The sequence below is a fragment of the Pseudomonas ulcerans genome (assembly GCF_036324125.1).
GTDB lineage: Bacteria > Pseudomonadota > Gammaproteobacteria > Pseudomonadales > Pseudomonadaceae > Aquipseudomonas > Aquipseudomonas ulcerans.
On sequence record NZ_JAZDQN010000079.1, the window covers coordinates 1 to 14946 of the forward strand.

The window sequence follows — 14946 nt, forward strand, 5'->3', positions numbered from 1 at the left end:
TTTTTGGGGGGGGGGGGTCCCCCCGCTTTTGATTTTTTGGATCCCCCCCCCCATGGGGGGGTCACCCCGCTCCCACAAGGTCCGTGTTGCCCTTGCACCGGCCTTACCCCTTCACCGGCTGCACCGCCAATTCCACCACTTCGCTCTTCTTGACCAGTGCATACACCACCCCGGTCAGCAAGCTTCCCGCCACGATCGCCAGCAGATACAGCAAGGCATGGTTGATCGCATTGGGAATCAGCATGACGAACAGCCCGCCATGGGGCGCCATCAGCTTGCAGCCGAAGTACATCGACAGCGCCCCGGTCAGCGCACCACCGGCGATGCTGGCCGGGATCACCCGCAGCGGGTCCTTGGCGGCAAATGGAATCGCCCCCTCGGAAATGAAGCACAAGCCCAGCACCAGCGCCGCCTTGCCCGCCTCGCGCTCGCTCTGGGCGAACTTGCGCCGGGCCAGGAAGCTGGCGATGCCCAGACCGATCGGCGGCACCATCCCGGCGGCCATGGTCGCCGCCATCGGCGCGTAGCTCTGCGAAGCCAGCAGGCCCACGGAGAACGCATAGGCCGCCTTGTTCACCGGCCCGCCCAGGTCGACGCACATCATCGCGCCGAGGACGATGCCGAGCAGGATGGCGTTGGTGGTGCCCATGCTGTCGAGGAACTGGGTCAGCCCGGCCAGCAAGCCCGCCACCGGCTTGCCCACCACGTAGATCATCACCAGCCCGGTGAACAGACTGGCGAACAGCGGAATCAAAAGGATCGGTTTCAACGCCTCCAGGCTGGTCGGCAACTTCAGCCAGCGACTGATGGCCTTGGCGCTGTAGCCGGCGAGAAAGCCGGCGATGATCCCACCGATAAAGCCCGCGCCCAGGGTGCTGGCCAGCAAGCCACCGATCATCCCCGGCGCCAGCCCCGGCCGGTCGGCGATGGACCAGGCGATATAGCCCGCCAGCAACGGCACCATCAGCTTGAACGCGGCCTCGCCACCGATCTGCATCAGTGCCGCAGGCAAGGTGCCCGGCTCCTTGAACGCCTCGATCCCGAAGACGAAGGACAGGGCGATCAGCAGGCCGCCCGCGACCACCATCGGCAACATGAACGACACGCCGGTGAGCAGGTGCTTGTACACCCCGGTCTTCTCGCTGCGTGCCGCAGGCGCCTGGCCGGCGGAGGACGGGCTTTCCTCGCGGGCTTCGGCCAGCGCCCTGGTCAGGGTCGCCTTGGCCTGCTTCAGGGCCACGCCGGTGCCGCAACGATAGATGCGCTTGCCGGCGAAACGCTCGGTGGGCACCTCGATATCGGCGGCCAACAGCACCACGTCGGCCTCGGCGATGGCTGCTGCACTCAGCGGATTGCGCGCCCCCACCGAACCCTGGGTTTCCACGCTGAGTTCCAGGCCCATCTGCCGCGCCGCCACCTGCAAGGCTTCGGCGGCCATGAAGGTGTGGGCCACGCCGGTCGGGCAGGCGGTGACGGCAACGATCTTCTGCCCCGGCGCAGCCACGCTGGCCGCTGCCGCCGCGTCCGGCTGGTACACCTCGGCGCGCTTCGCCGACTCCCGCAGGAAGTTATCCACATCCCCCAGCGCCTGGGCCGGTGTGCTCTGCACCAGGCGCTTGCCGGCAAAGCGCTGCAGGTCCAGCGGCACACTGGTGACCAGCAGCACCCAGTCCGCCTCGGCCAGCGCCACGGGCGACAACTGCCGCTCCGGGTGCGCCGGGTCATGCTGCTCGACGCAGGTGCTCCAGCCCAGGCGCTGCGCTGCGGCGTCCAGCAGCCGCGCACTGATCACGCTGGACACCTGCCCGTTGGGGCAGGCGGTGATGATCGCGAGTTTCATTGGGCACCCTCTTGTTCTGCGTCGGGGTTGTGGACAAGTACGCCGGCTTCCAGCTGCGCCAGTTGCGCGCGGTCGTTGATACCGAAGCCGATCTGGCTGACCGCCTGGGCGGCGATGGCAGTGGCGCGGCGCAGGGTCTGCGGCGCAGGCTCGGCCGCCAGCAGGCCGTGAAGCATGCCGGCCAGCAGCGAATCGCCGGCGCCGACAGTGCTGGCGACGGTCACCTGCGGCGGCACGCCTTGCAGCACGCCGCCGGCGCTGAACCAGTTGACGCCCTGCTCGCCCTGGGACACCACCACATGGGCGATGCCCTGGTCGAGCAGGCGCTGCGCTGCCTCGCGCTGCTCGTCCAGGCCGTGCAACGGCCGGCCCACGGCTTCGCCCAGCTCCTCGGTGTTCGGCTTGATCAGCCACGGCGTGGCGCGCAGGCCGGCATCCAGGGCGCCGCCGCTGCTGTCGAAGGCGACCTTCAGGCCCAGTCCCTTCAGACGCAGGAGCAACTGTTCCAGCCATTGCGGCGTGATCCCGCGGGGCAGGCTGCCAGCCACCACCACCGCGTCATGCCCCGGCGCCAGCTGCTCCAGGCGTTGCAGCAGCGCGTCGCGGGCCGCCTCGTCCACCTGCGGCCCCGGGCCATTGATATCGGTGACCTGGCCATTCGCTTCCACCAGCTTGATATTGCTGCGGGTCTCGCCGGGCACGCGGATAAAGCCATCGACGAAGCCGCGCTGCTGGATCAAGGCCTCGAACGGGCCGAGGTTATCCACCCCCAGGAAACCGCTGACGCTCAGCTGGTGGCCGAGGTCGGCCAGCACCTGGGCCACGTTCAGGCCCTTGCCGGCGGCATGGCTGTGCTGCGCCGAGGCGCGGTTGACCGCGCCGGGACGCAGGGCGTCGAGGCTCACGGTGACGTCCAGCGCCGGGTTGAGGGTCAAGGTCAGGATCTTCGCCATCAGTGCATCTCCACCAGTGCCCGCACCTCGGCGGCACTGCCCAGGGCCAGCGCCTGTCGTGCCAGGCCGCGGGCCTGTTCAATACTCAGCGCGCGCACCTGGGCCTTCACCTCGGCAATGCTGCGCGCCGCCACGCTCAATTCATCCACGTCCAGCCCCACCAGCAGCGGCACCGCCTGCGCGTCCGCGGCCAGCTCGCCGCACACGCCGACCCACTTGCCATGGGCATGGGCGGCGCGCACGGTCATGTCGATCAGGCTCAGCACCGCCGGATGCAGCCCGTCGGCCTGGGCCGAGAGGCTTGGATGGCCACGGTCGATGGCCAGGGTGTACTGGGTCAGGTCGTTGGTGCCGACGCTGAAGAAATCCACTTCTGCCGCCAGCACCGGGGCCAGCAGGGCCGCCGACGGCACCTCGATCATGATCCCGACCTGCAGGTCGGCCACCGGGATTTCCTCCAGCAGCCGGTCGACCATGCGCCGCGCCTCGCGCCATTCCTCGATCTGGCCGACCATCGGGAACATGATCCGCAACGGCCTGTCACCCGCCGCGCGCAGCAGGGCGCGCAGCTGGCTCTCCATGACCTTGGGCCGTTGCAGGGTCAGGCGAATGCCGCGCACGCCGAGGAAGGGGTTTTCCTCCTTGGCGATCGGCCAGTACGGCAACGGCTTGTCGCCACCGACGTCGAGGGTGCGCACCACCAGCGGCCGGCCGGCGAGGCCGTCGAGCACACGGCGGTATTCCGCTTCCTGGGTGGCTTCGTCCGGCAGTTGCGGGTGGGCCATGAAGATCAGTTCGGTGCGTAGCAGGCCGACGCCTTCGGCGCCCTGCTCCACTATCCGGTCGATCCCGGCGCTTTCGCCGATATTGGCGAACACTTCGACAGCATGGCCGTCGCGGGTGATCGCCGGCTCCAGGCGCCGGGCATCGGCGGCCTGCTGGCGTTGCACGCGCTGCTCGCGTTCGGCCAGGGCGTGTGCCAGCACGTCGATGGCCGGATCGACGGTGACCCGGCCGCGCTGACCGTCCAGCAGTAGCGGGGTGCCCGAGGCGATCAGCAGCACGCCATCACCGGCCCCGACCACGGCGGGAATGCCCAGCGCCCGCGCGACAATGGCGCTGTGGGCAGTGGCGCCACCGCGAGCGGTGAGAATGCCGGCAACCCGCGCCGGATCGAGGCGAGCCACGTCGGAGGGGCCGACCTCGGCCATCACCAGCACATAGGGTTGCTGCGGCTCAGGTGTCTCGCTGATGCCGCACAGTTGCATCAGCACGCGGCGGCCGACATCCCGCAGGTCGGCGGCGCGCTCGGCAAGCAGGGTGTCCTGCAGCGATTCCTGCTGGCGCGCGGCGCTGTCGATCACCGCCAGCCAGGCCGCCGGGGCGCTTTCGCCTTGGCGCAGGCGCACTTCCACTTCCTCGGCCAGGCCGGGGTCGGCGAGCATTTCCTGGTGGGTGATGAAGATCTCGCGGATCGCGGTGACGTCGCTGCGCTGGATCAGTTCGTCGATATCGGCACGGACCCTCTCCAGGGCCGCGCGCAGGTGCTGGCGCTCTACCGCCGGGGATTCGCCGCGCAGCGGATAGTCGAAGGCCTGCTGCAGCTGCACATGGGCCGGACCGTTGGCGATGCCCGAGGCGGCCGCCACGCCCTGGATGATCGCCCCGGCGACCGGCATCACCGGGACGATATCGGCTTCATCCAGTTCCTGCGGCAACGGTGCCAGCGGCGTCAGCGCCTCGACTTCTTCGCCGAGCCCATCCTCCACCGCCTTGAGCAGCAGCGGCAGGGCTTCGGCGATCGCCGGCTCGACGCTGAACTCCAGCACCTGGCCGCGCCGCGCACCGAGGCTCAGCAGCTTGCTCAGGCTCTTCACCGACACCGGCGTGCCGGCGCTGTCGGCGACACGCACGCGCACCTCGCCGTCGAACTCCTTGGCCAGTTGCGCCAGGATCTTCGCCGGCCGCGCGTGTAGGCCATGAGGATTGGCCAGGGCGATGCGGGCGCTGGGCCAATCGTCCGGCACCGCGCCACCGAGCAGGGCGAGCACGCCATTCACTGCGGTGGCGCGCAGCAGTTCCTGGCCGCGCCCTTCGATCAACAGGGTGCACAGCCGATCCAGCAGAGCGTGCTGGGCGTCGCCATGGCTGGCCAGGCAGAACAGGCCGTTGAGTGGCTGGCCGAGATGGCGCAGCGGCTGCTGCGGGGTGACGAAAGCCAGGCCCGGTGCCCGCACCGACTGGTCGCAGGACAGCAGCCACAAGCCTTCGCCCAGCAGCAGCGGCTCTTTCTGTTGCAGGCGCGCGCTGAAGCTGGCGTCCACGCACTCGGCACGGCGCAGCAGGCGCGCACCCTGCCAGAGCAAGTCGTCGAAATCGTCGGCGGACACGCCAAGGCCGATGCTGCGCTCATCCAGCAGCACCTCCGGCGAGGCGCCTTGCAGCAACTGCAACAGCGCGTCGGCACTCTGGGCGCCGCGCAGGGCATCGGCCAGATCGGCCTCGCCGAGGGCCCGGGTCAGTTGCTGGAGCAGGCGCAGGTGTTCGTCGGAACGGGCGGCGATGGCGATCGCCAGATAGACCATTTGCCCATCCCCCCAGTCCACCCCGGCGGGAAACTGCATCAGGCGCACGCCGGTGGCGAACACCTGGTCGCGGGTCTGCGGCGTGCCGTGGGGAATGGCGATGCCTTGGCCAAGGTAGGTCGAGCCCTGGGCTTCCCGCGCTTGCAGGCCGGCCAGGTAACCCTCGGCCACCAGGCCATCCTCGACCAGTCGGGCGCCCAGCAGGCCGAGGGCGGCGGTTTTATCCACAGCCACCTGACCCAGGGCAATCTGCGCCGTGGTGAATTCGAGCATCGTCCTCTCCTTTTGCAACGCCAGGGCGGCGCCGAGGTATTGTTGTGTGGTTACAAGCATAGGGCCAGTACTTGTCTGATCCTTTGGCACGCCCAAGGTGCGGCAGAAAAATAGCGTGCTGAAACGATTAACTTGAAAATGAAGAGCACGTTACTCGATAACCTGTGAACAAAGAAGCCCTTTCGTGTCGGACAATTGCGACAATGGTCGCCTGCGCCCCCGGCACAGGATCGGCGACAATGACCGGTCAGGCTTCGCGCCCGCCCCCGGCATATAACAAGGAAAATCTGGTGAAACTCAGCGATATAGCCCGTCTGGCCGGTGTCTCCGTGACCACCGCCAGCTACGTCATCAACGGCAAGGCCGAGCAGCAACGCATCAGCAATGCGACTGTGGAGCGTGTCCGCGCTGTGGTCGAAGCCCATGGCTTCACCCCCAATCCGCAGGCAGCCGGCCTGCGCAGCCGGCACACCCGGACCCTCGGTTTCATTCTCCCCGACCTGGAAAACCCCAGCTACGCACGCATCGCCAAGCAGCTCGAACAGGGCGCACGCGCGCGTGGCTACCAGTTGCTGATCGCCAGCAGCGACGACCAGCCGGACAGCGAGCGGCAGTTGCAGCAGCTGTTCCGCGCGCGGCGCTGCGATGCGCTGTTCGTCGCCAGTTGCCTGCCGCCGAGCGATGACAGCTACCGCGAGCTGCAAGCCAAGGGCATGCCGATCATCGCCATCGACCGCAACATGGACCCGAAGGTGTTCTGCTCGGTGATCAGCGACGACCAGCCGGCCAGCCTGGAACTGACCCGCAGCCTGCTGGACCTGCAGCCGGCGAACATCGCCCTGATCGGCGCGCGCCCGGAACTGAGCGTCAGCCAGGCCCGCGCCAGCGGTTTCGACCAGGCCCTGCATGCCTTCAGCGGCAAGGTCAGCCAGTACCAGGGCGACGCGTTCAGCCGTGAATGCGGGCGCCAGTTGATGAGCGAACTGCTGGCCGAACAAGGCCGCCTGCCGGATGCCCTGGTGACCACCTCCTACGTGCTGCTGCAGGGTGTGTTCGACGTGCTCTCGACCCGCCCGGCGGACTCTCGTGCGCTGCACCTGGGCACCTTCGGCGATACCCAACTGCTCGATTTCCTGCCGCTGCCGGTCAACGCCATGGCCCAGCAACATGGCCTGATCGCCGAGACCGCGCTGGAACTTGCCCTCGCCGCCGTGGAACAAAAGCAGTACCAGCCGGGCATCCATGCCGTGGCGCGGACCTTCAAGCAGCGGATCTTCAAGGGCTGACATGCGCCTGATCGACACCCACACCCACCTCGACTTCCCCGACTTCGATGCCGACCGCCGCGAACTGCTGGCGGCGGCGCGGGCCGGCGGGGTGGAGAAGATGGTGGTGCTGGGGGTGTACGAGGCCAACTGGCAGCGCGTATGGGAGCTGGTCAAGGCCGAGCCGGGGCTGTATGCGGCGTTCGGCCTGCACCCGGTGTATCTGGACGATCACCAGCCCCGCCACCTCGACGCGCTGGGTGACTGGCTGTCGCACTGCCATGGCGATCCGCAGCTGTGCGCGGTGGGTGAGTTCGGGCTCGATTACTACCTGGAAGCGCTCGATCGCGAGCGGCAGCAGGCGCTGTTCGAGGCGCAGTTGCAGTTGGCCAGTGACTTCGCCTTGCCGGCGCTGCTGCACGTGCGGCGCAGCCATGCGGCGGTGATCGCCACCCTGAAGCGCTTCCGGCTGGAGCGCGGCGGGATCATCCACGCCTTCGCCGGCAGCTACGAGGAAGCGCGGGAGTACATCAAGCTGGGCTTCTGCCTCGGGCTCGGTGGCGCCGCCACCTGGCCACAGGCGCTACGCCTGCACAAGGTGCTGCCGCGGTTGCCGCTGGACAGCGTGGTACTGGAAACCGATGCGCCGGACATGGCGCCCGCGATGTTTCCGGGGGTGAGGAACAGTCCGGTGCATCTGCCGGAGATTGCCGGGGCGTTGGCGGGGATCATGGGGATCGAGGTGGAGGTGCTGGCCGAGGCCAGCACCCGGAATGCCTGTCGGTTGTTTGGTTGGCAGTAAGGGCCTCATCGCTGGCAAGTCGGAGCGCCGAACCGCAGCTCCCACAATGTCCGCGCCGTACACAAATCCTGTGGTTGGCAGAGATCCCTGTGGGAGCTGGCTTGCCAGCGATGAGGCCCTGAAGATCAGACCCGAAACGCCCCGATCAACTGCTTCAGTTCCATCACCTGCGAACTCAACTGCCGGCTGGCATCCTCGGTCTGGTGTGCGCCCTGGGTGGTGTGCTCCGCCGCCCGGTTGATCTGCACGATGTTCTGGTCGATGTCATGGGCCACCGCCGTCTGCTGCTCCACCGCAGCGGCAATCTGCTGGTTCTGGTCGACGATCATGCCGATGGCCCCGAGGATGTTCTCCAGTGCCTGCTGCACCTGCTGCGACTGGTTCACCGTGCCCGCCGCCATCTGGTGACTGCTGTCCATCGCCCGCACCGCCGCGCCAACACCGTTCTGCAGCCGCGAGATCATCTCGTCGATTTCCCCGGTGGACTGCTGGGTGCGCTTGGCCAGGGTGCGCACTTCGTCCGCCACCACCGCGAAGCCGCGGCCCTGCTCGCCGGCCCGCGCCGCTTCGATGGCGGCGTTGAGCGCCAGCAGGTTGGTCTGCTCGGCGATGCTCTTGATCACCTCCAACACCCGGCTGATGGCCTGGCTGTCGCTGACCAGCTGGTTGATCACCGCCACCGATTGATCGATCTCCTTGGCCAGCCCGGCGATGCTGCCCTGCTGCGACTCCACCAGGCCGCGGCCGGTGACCGTCTCCTGGTTGACGCTGTGGGCGCTGCTCACCGCCGCCGCCGCGCTGCGCGCCACTTCCTGGGCAGTGGCGGACATCTGGTTCATCGCCGTGGCGACCTGCTCGATCTGCCCACGCTGGCCGCTCACCGCCTGGTTGCTGCGGGACGACACCTGGTGCACCTGCTCGGCCTGGCGTTCCACTTCGGTGACGGTCTGGCCAACCTTCTCGATCAGGTCATGGATACGCTTCACCGTGCCATTGAACATCTGCCCCAGCTCGCCCAGCTCGTCGCGGCTCTGGACCTGGTAGCTGACGGTCATGTCCCCCGCCGCCACCTTGTCCATCACCTCGCCGAGACTGTTCAGGGTGTTGCGGGTCGAGGCGTAGAAGCCGCTGTACAGGTAGACCACCAGGAAGAACACGCTGGCCAGCGCCACCGCCAGCAGGATCATATGGCTGCGGTACTCGCCGAGGCGCCCTTGCAGTTGCTGGTCGAGGAAGGCCACGGTGTCGTCGTTCAGGCTGTAGGTGCGGGCCATCAGGTCGCTGGTCTGCTTGTAGAAAGTCGCCCACGGCGCATCGAGGGTTTCCGCCACCACCACCTGGCTTTCGAACAGCTCGGCGGCCTGCTTCAGCGACGCCTGGCTGGCGGCGGCCTGGCTGCCCAGGCGGGCTTCGGCCTGGCGGTCACCGGACAGGGCTTCCTGGATCTTCAGGGCGTAGTCGGCGGAGAGCTTGTCCAGCTTCAGCAGCAGGTCTTCGAAGCGGGTGCTGGCAGTAGAGTTGATAAAGCCCTGGCCCAGGGAATAGGCGCCCATGGCGCGGCCTTCGCCGAGGATCTGCGTAACCTGCGGCGTGACGGTGGTGACCAGCTCGGTCAGTTGGCGCATGGCGCCGTCGATATCCTGGTTCAACCCGGACTGGCTGGCGACCAGGCGCGGCAGGTTCTGCGCCGGGGTCTGCAGTTTGTCGAACAGCGCCACCTGGGCCAGCAACGACGATTCGCCCAGCGCCGCGCGCAGGGCGTTGAGCAGTTCATCGCGCTTGTCGGTGAAGGTCTTGGCCAGCGCCTCGTCATCGTGCACCGGCTGCAACCCGGCGAGTTTCGCCTGCACCTGCTGGCCAAGGCTGGCGATGCGCGCCTCGACATCCTCGGCCTTGCCGGACTGGCCGAGCACGGCGTTGATCTGCACCAGGTTGCCGAGGGTTTCCAGGTCGCCGCGCACGGCCAAGGTGCCGCGCAGCAGGTCGAGGCTCTGCAGCTCGATGCGCGTGGCGTTGAACTTGGCGTAGGAATCGCGGACCAGATAGAAGTTGGTCACCAGCATGGGCAGGAAGAACAGGACGCTGATCAGACTGAACTTCATGCCGAAGCTCAGGCGGTTCATCAGCGCAATGGCCGGACGCAACAGGCTCTTCACTGATCGTCTCCTTCGATTTCTTATTGTTGTCCGGCGCAATGGCAGTTAGCCATTGGCGACGCTCCTGCACTTGTATAGCGCATATCGAAGGGAGGCTTTGTAACTTAAGGTAAATGACCAGACAGTCAGTATTCAGGACCGCGCTGCGGTCCCGGAAATCTCAACCCAACACGGTCCACAGGGCGAAGAACGCATACCACAGCACCGCCGACCGGAGCAGCAGCTCCCAGAGCTTGTCCAGCCCCGCCAGCCCTTCCTCGCCCGCCGGCGCCGTCGCCGGCAACTCCGCGGCCGCATGTCCGGCGATGTTGATCAGCCGCGGCGCCGCGATATGCCAGTTGAGCAATTCATTCAGCATCACCCGGCTGACCGCGACGAAGTTGCCGACCAGGGCGAAACTCGCCGCCAGCACCCGCACCGGCGCCCAGTCGAAGGCGTGCCGCAGTTGCCTGGCGCGCTCCTGGACTGCGGGGTTGCGGGCATTGTCGGCCGTCAGCGCCAGCAGCCGGTACGCCAGCGCCGCCGCAGGCCCCAGCAGCACATACCAGAAGATCACCACGAAGAAGCTCTGGCACGCATCCCACAGCAGGTAGCCCTGGACCTTGTGCAACAGGCTCTGCTCGTCATCGGCGATCACTTTCAGATCACGCTCGGCCACATGCACCGCAGCCTGCTCGTCACCACGCCGCCAGGCATCGCGGAACGGCCCGAGGGATGCCTTCACATCGCCGCGGCCAAGGCTGTAGATCAACACCAGCAGATGCACCGGCAAGGCCAGCAAGCCGTAGGCCACCGGGTCCAGCACGTGCAGGAGCAAGGCCAGCAACGCCACCGGGGCCAGCACCAGGATCGCCAGGACCCACCACGGCGGGGTCTTGCCCGTGCGCTCCAGACGCGCCAGTTCAGCGAGGAAGAAACCATCACGCTGCAGGCGCACGCGCAAGGCGGAGAACTTCTCCACCCAGAGCACCAGCAACAACACCAGGAAAGTCATCGATCAGTTCTCCTTGTCCCGCAGGGTGGCGCGGTAACGGGCCCAGTCGAAGGCCGGCCCGGGATCGGTCTTGCGCCCGGGGGCGATATCGCTGTGGCCGCAGATGCGCTCGCCATCGAGGGCCGGCCAGGCGGCGCGCAGCTGCCGGGTCAGGCATTCCAGCGCCTGGTACTGGGCATCGCTGTAGGGCAGGTCGTCGGTGCCTTCCAGTTCGATACCGAGGGAAAAATCGTTGCACCCCTCACGCTCGCCAAAGCGCGACACGCCGGCATGCCAGGCACGGTCGAGGCAGGAGACAAACTGGGTGACCTGGCCATCGCGCTCGATAAGGAAGTGAGCGGACACCCGCAGGTCCTTGATGGTCTCGAAGAAGGGGTGCTCGGCCGGGTCGAGGCGGTTCTGGAAGAACGCCTGAACCTTACCGGTGGCGAACTGCGCGGGCGGCAGGCTGATGTTGTGGATCACCAGCAGGGCGATCGCTTCACCCTCCGGGCGCGCGTTGAAATTGGGGGACGGGCAATGGGTGACGCCAGCGAACCAGCCAGTGGTGCGATCCAGCTGCATAGAAAGTCCTGAAACACGGGGGACACCGCACCAGTATGCCCCGAGCCGGCCGGCGCTGTATCGTTAAAAAGTGTGAGGGCTCAACCGCGCTCGCGGCGTAGCTGGCTGACCACGGAGTCAAGGGCGCGATCGAACAGCAGGCTGTCGTCGAGCAGGCTGACATCACCACGCTGCAACGCCACCGCCAGGCCCATGGCAGTCCACTCGCGCACCTTCATGCCGCTGCGGTTGACGAAGACATAGCGATCGCTGTCGTCGAACAAGGCAATCAACTTGCAGCGCAGCGGTTCATCGTCCTCGTGCAGCTCGATCCAGCTGCCGGCCTGCAGGCGTCGCACGCTGAGCAGCTCGGGATCGTCCTCGGCGAGACGCTGCTCGCTGTCGCCGGCGGGCCAGTCTTCCGGGCCACGCAAGATGATTTCGTCGCGCACCAGGACCCGCTCGGTAGCGGCCGGCGCCTCGTCCTGCCCGCCTGCGGGCTCGAAGGCGCCGAGATGCAAGGCTTCCAGGGCGGAGAAAAACTCGCTGGTGGCGAACGGATCGAACACCGCGCCGCCGAGCCCGTCACGTAAGGCCTTGAGTAACGCCGGCACCTGTTCCAGCAGGCGCTGGCGGTCCTCCGGACGCTCCAGCGGGCCGACGCTCCACAGCAACTCGTCCATGGTCAGCAGCGCGTCGTGCCATGCGGTCGAGGTCTCGCCGTGCTTGAGCCAGGCCAGCAACAGCACCTGGCTCCAGGCATCTTCCAGCACCCGCACGACGATTCGCGGCAACTGCTTGCCCTGCAGGCGCCGGTTGAGCTCGTGCTGGACCCGGCCGCGGGCATGCTCGGTTCGGGCGCGGCCTTCCTCGGCGTCGCGGGTGCGCTGTTCCAGCAACTCGGCGCGGCGGCGCTCGTCATTGTTGAAGGCGAGGAAATCGTTGAGCAGTTCGCTGAAGATCGCCGGGTCGTCGCTGAAGTCGTCCAGCAGGCGTTGCACCAGGGTCTCCACGTGCTGGTACAGGTGGTCGCGCTGCTGGTCGTCGCGCTGGTCCCAGCCCATGGCCGCCGCCGCCACTTCGTTGAGCAGACGCCGTGCCGGATGGGTGGCACGGCTGAAGAAGCGCTTGTCCAGCAGCGCCACCTTGAGCATGGGGATCTGCAGGCGGCCGATCAGCACCCGCAGGGAATGGGGCAGGTTGCGGTCGTCGAGGATGAAGTCGAAGAGCATGGCGATCAGGTTGATCACGTCCTCGTCGCTGGCGTCGATGCGCCGGCCGCTGCCGCTTTGCACGCTGAGGCGGGTCAGCAGTTGTTCGAGGTGGTGGCGCAGGTCGAAGTCTTCGTGCTCCAGCCCGGCGGGCACGTATTGTTGCAGGTGGGTCAGCAGGCGCAGCAGGTCGCGGCTGCTGATCGGCCGCAGCGGGCCGCCGCCAAGACGCGGGTTGAGGCGCCCGCGCACCGGGCGCAATAGCGATTGCAAGGAGGAAAACACCGCCTGGGTATTGGCATCCACCTCCTCGCTGGCGCTGCTGTCGTCGGCCTCGTTGGCCGGTGCCCGGGGTTCCAGGATCGCCCGGTCCTGGGCGCGGCGCAGCGGCAAGGCCTTGAGCTCGGGGAGAATGCCGGTGGCGGCCAGCAACTGGTTGGCCTCGCCATACAACTGGTCGGCCTCGCGCAGGACATAGCGCTCGAACAGCTTGAGCAGGATCAGTTTGACCTTGATGCCCACGCCCAGGCTGCGCCCGGCGCGCAGGAAGTATTCGCAGAGCAGGGTCGGCCCCAGCGGGTTGTTCTGGTCGCTCAGGCGCTGTTGCAGCAGGCTGTTCAGGCGCAGGGTCAGCTGGCCGAGGGCGAAGCCGTCGCGGGCCAGGACCCGGGCGACCATGCCGTCCACCGCCACGGTGCGCTCCAGTTCGTCGCTGGCCACCAGGCTCAGGGTGTCATGGGCCGGGGTGCGGGCCGGCAGGGCGGCCAGTGGATCGCCGTGGCCGACTTCCATGAACGCCGCATAGAAACTGTCGAGAAAGCCGCGCTCGATACTCTTGCGCTTGTGCCGCAGGTCGCGCATGGCTTCGAACAGGAGATTCTGTTCCTTGTTGGTGACGGCCTTGTCGGCCATTTCGAAGAGGGTGTCGTCGGCGTTGTCGAACAACACCTGGAGTGCCTGGCGCAACTGCAATGCGGCCTTGTCACGCACATGCAACAAAGCGACGGGCAGGCGAGCGAGGGGCGTGTTCGACGCCTGGCTGGCGACGCTGCGAAAGGGCAGCACCTTCCCGTCGTTATGCATCCCGGTCTCCTTGCGAGGGGTCACTTCGAAATCGTCAAAACCATGACGTCAAATATAGGTCGCGCATTATCTTGAAAATATTTCCTGTTCGCCAGAGGGCAACGCGCGGAACTCCAGCCACGGGTAGACCGCACTCCGAGCGAAACGCTCAACTTTCCCGACCAAAGGCGCGCCGTAGACGCAGCGCCCGCCGGCTGCTGCGCGCACGCCCCTGCCTGCCCTATAATCCCGGCCACTTAGCTTGTGGAGCTTGTCATGCCGAACCTACGCCTCGCCGATCTGACCGCCGAAATCGAAGCCAACGTGCGCCGTGCGTTGCTGGAAGATGTCGGCAGCGGCGACATCACCGCGCAACTGATCCCCGCCGAACGCCTGGCCAAGGCCACCATCATCACCCGCGAGGACTGCGTCATCGCCGGGACGGCGTGGGTCGACGCGGTCTTCCGCCAGCTCGATCCACGGGTGGCAGTGCACTGGCAGGTCCAGGACGGCGACCGCGCCGTCGCCAACCAGGCGCTGTTCCATCTGGAGGGCCCGGCCCGTTCGCTGCTGACCGGCGAGCGCAGTGCGCTGAACTTCCTGCAACTGCTGTCCGGCGTGGCGACCCGCGCGCAATTCCTGGCCGACCAGGTCGCTGACACCCAGGTGCGCCTGCTCGACACCCGCAAGACCCTGCCCGGCCTGCGCCTGGCGCAGAAGTACGCGGTCACCTGCGGCAACTGCCATAACCACCGCATCGGCCTGTTCGATGCCTTCCTGATCAAGGAAAACCATATCGCCGCCTGTGGTGGCATCGCCGAAGCCATCGCTGCCGCACGGCGCATCGCCCCGGGCAAGCCGGTGGAGGTCGAGGTGGAAAGCCTGGACGAGCTGCAGCAGGCGCTCAATGGTGGTGCCGACATCATCATGCTCGACGAGCTGAGTCTGGACGAGATGCGCGAGGCCGTGCGCCTGACCGCTGGCCGCGCCAAGCTGGAAGCCAGTGGCGGCATCAATGAAAGCACCCTGCGGGTGATCGCCCAGACCGGCGTGGACTACATCTCGATCGGGGCTATGACCAAGGATGTGAAGGCCGTGGACCTGTCGATGCGCCTGAGCCTCTGAGAAACCTCCAAAAGCGACGCGGACTTGTGGGAGCGGGTTCACCCGCGATTGCGATGGTGAAATCACTAAAGCAAAAGCGGGGGGAACCCCGGCCACCACGTCCCCCGGGTGGCCAGGAATGTAGCTAACCCACACCC

The 14946-nt window shown here is 67.1% G+C and carries 10 protein-coding genes and 1 pseudogene; 3 read left to right on the forward strand and 8 right to left on the reverse strand.

The window, feature by feature from the left end; genetic code table 11:
- Nucleotides 1–103 precede the first annotated feature (103 nt).
- The 3 genes from V0R59_RS31030 to ptsP are packed head-to-tail and all read right to left on the reverse strand — an operon-like array spanning nucleotide 104 to nucleotide 5651.
- Nucleotides 104–1840 (reverse strand): PTS fructose-like transporter subunit IIB, encoded by a 1737-nt coding sequence (locus tag V0R59_RS31030; protein WP_330078329.1) that lies wholly within the window; start codon nucleotides 1838–1840, stop codon nucleotides 104–106.
- Nucleotides 1837–2793 (reverse strand): 1-phosphofructokinase, encoded by a 957-nt coding sequence (pfkB, locus tag V0R59_RS31035; protein WP_330078330.1) that lies wholly within the window; start codon nucleotides 2791–2793, stop codon nucleotides 1837–1839. Before pfkB ends, V0R59_RS31030 begins: the two co-directional genes overlap by 4 nt.
- Nucleotides 2793–5651 (reverse strand): phosphoenolpyruvate--protein phosphotransferase, encoded by a 2859-nt coding sequence (ptsP, locus tag V0R59_RS31040; protein WP_330078331.1) that lies wholly within the window; start codon nucleotides 5649–5651, stop codon nucleotides 2793–2795. Before ptsP ends, pfkB begins: the two co-directional genes overlap by 1 nt.
- A gap of 290 nt (nucleotides 5652–5941) precedes the next feature.
- Here ptsP and cra point away from each other — a divergent pair, with 290 nt between their 5' ends.
- Nucleotides 5942–6937, forward strand: a complete 996-nt coding sequence (gene cra / locus V0R59_RS31045) for a catabolite repressor/activator (RefSeq protein ID WP_330078332.1) — start codon at nucleotides 5942–5944, stop codon at nucleotides 6935–6937.
- A 1-nt stretch (nucleotide 6938) separates the two neighbouring features.
- Nucleotides 6939–7718, forward strand: coding sequence for a TatD family hydrolase (locus tag V0R59_RS31050; protein WP_330078333.1), 780 nt, complete (start codon nucleotides 6939–6941; stop codon nucleotides 7716–7718).
- Between the two features lie 125 nt (nucleotides 7719–7843).
- On the opposite strand, the gene V0R59_RS32125 is transcribed toward V0R59_RS31050, so the two are convergent.
- The 5 genes and pseudogenes from V0R59_RS32125 to V0R59_RS31070 all read right to left on the reverse strand — a co-directional run bounded on the left by V0R59_RS32125 (nucleotide 7844) and on the right by V0R59_RS31070 (nucleotide 13705).
- Complete coding sequence (locus V0R59_RS32125; RefSeq protein ID WP_375547428.1) at nucleotides 7844–8719, reverse strand: methyl-accepting chemotaxis protein; 876 nt, start codon at nucleotides 8717–8719, stop codon at nucleotides 7844–7846.
- A pseudogene (locus tag V0R59_RS32130) lies at nucleotides 8699–9841 on the reverse strand (HAMP domain-containing protein); the annotation flags it as partial. The gene V0R59_RS32125 and the pseudogene V0R59_RS32130, both read right to left, overlap by 21 nt.
- A gap of 193 nt (nucleotides 9842–10034) precedes the next feature.
- Nucleotides 10035–10868, reverse strand: a complete 834-nt coding sequence (ampE, locus tag V0R59_RS31060; protein ID WP_330078335.1) for a regulatory signaling modulator protein AmpE — start codon at nucleotides 10866–10868, stop codon at nucleotides 10035–10037.
- 3 nt (nucleotides 10869–10871) lie between these two features.
- Nucleotides 10872–11432, reverse strand: coding sequence for a 1,6-anhydro-N-acetylmuramyl-L-alanine amidase AmpD (gene ampD, locus V0R59_RS31065; protein ID WP_330078336.1), 561 nt, complete (start codon nucleotides 11430–11432; stop codon nucleotides 10872–10874).
- An 80-nt stretch (nucleotides 11433–11512) separates the two neighbouring features.
- Nucleotides 11513–13705 carry a DUF1631 domain-containing protein gene (locus tag V0R59_RS31070; protein ID WP_330078337.1) on the reverse strand — a complete coding sequence of 731 codons (2193 nt, stop codon included), beginning with the start codon at nucleotides 13703–13705 and terminating at the stop codon, nucleotides 11513–11515.
- A gap of 255 nt (nucleotides 13706–13960) precedes the next feature.
- Between V0R59_RS31070 and nadC the strand changes: the two genes are divergently transcribed.
- Complete coding sequence (gene nadC / locus V0R59_RS31075) at nucleotides 13961–14809, forward strand: carboxylating nicotinate-nucleotide diphosphorylase (RefSeq protein ID WP_330078338.1); 849 nt, start codon at nucleotides 13961–13963, stop codon at nucleotides 14807–14809.
- Nucleotides 14810–14946 lie beyond the last annotated feature (137 nt).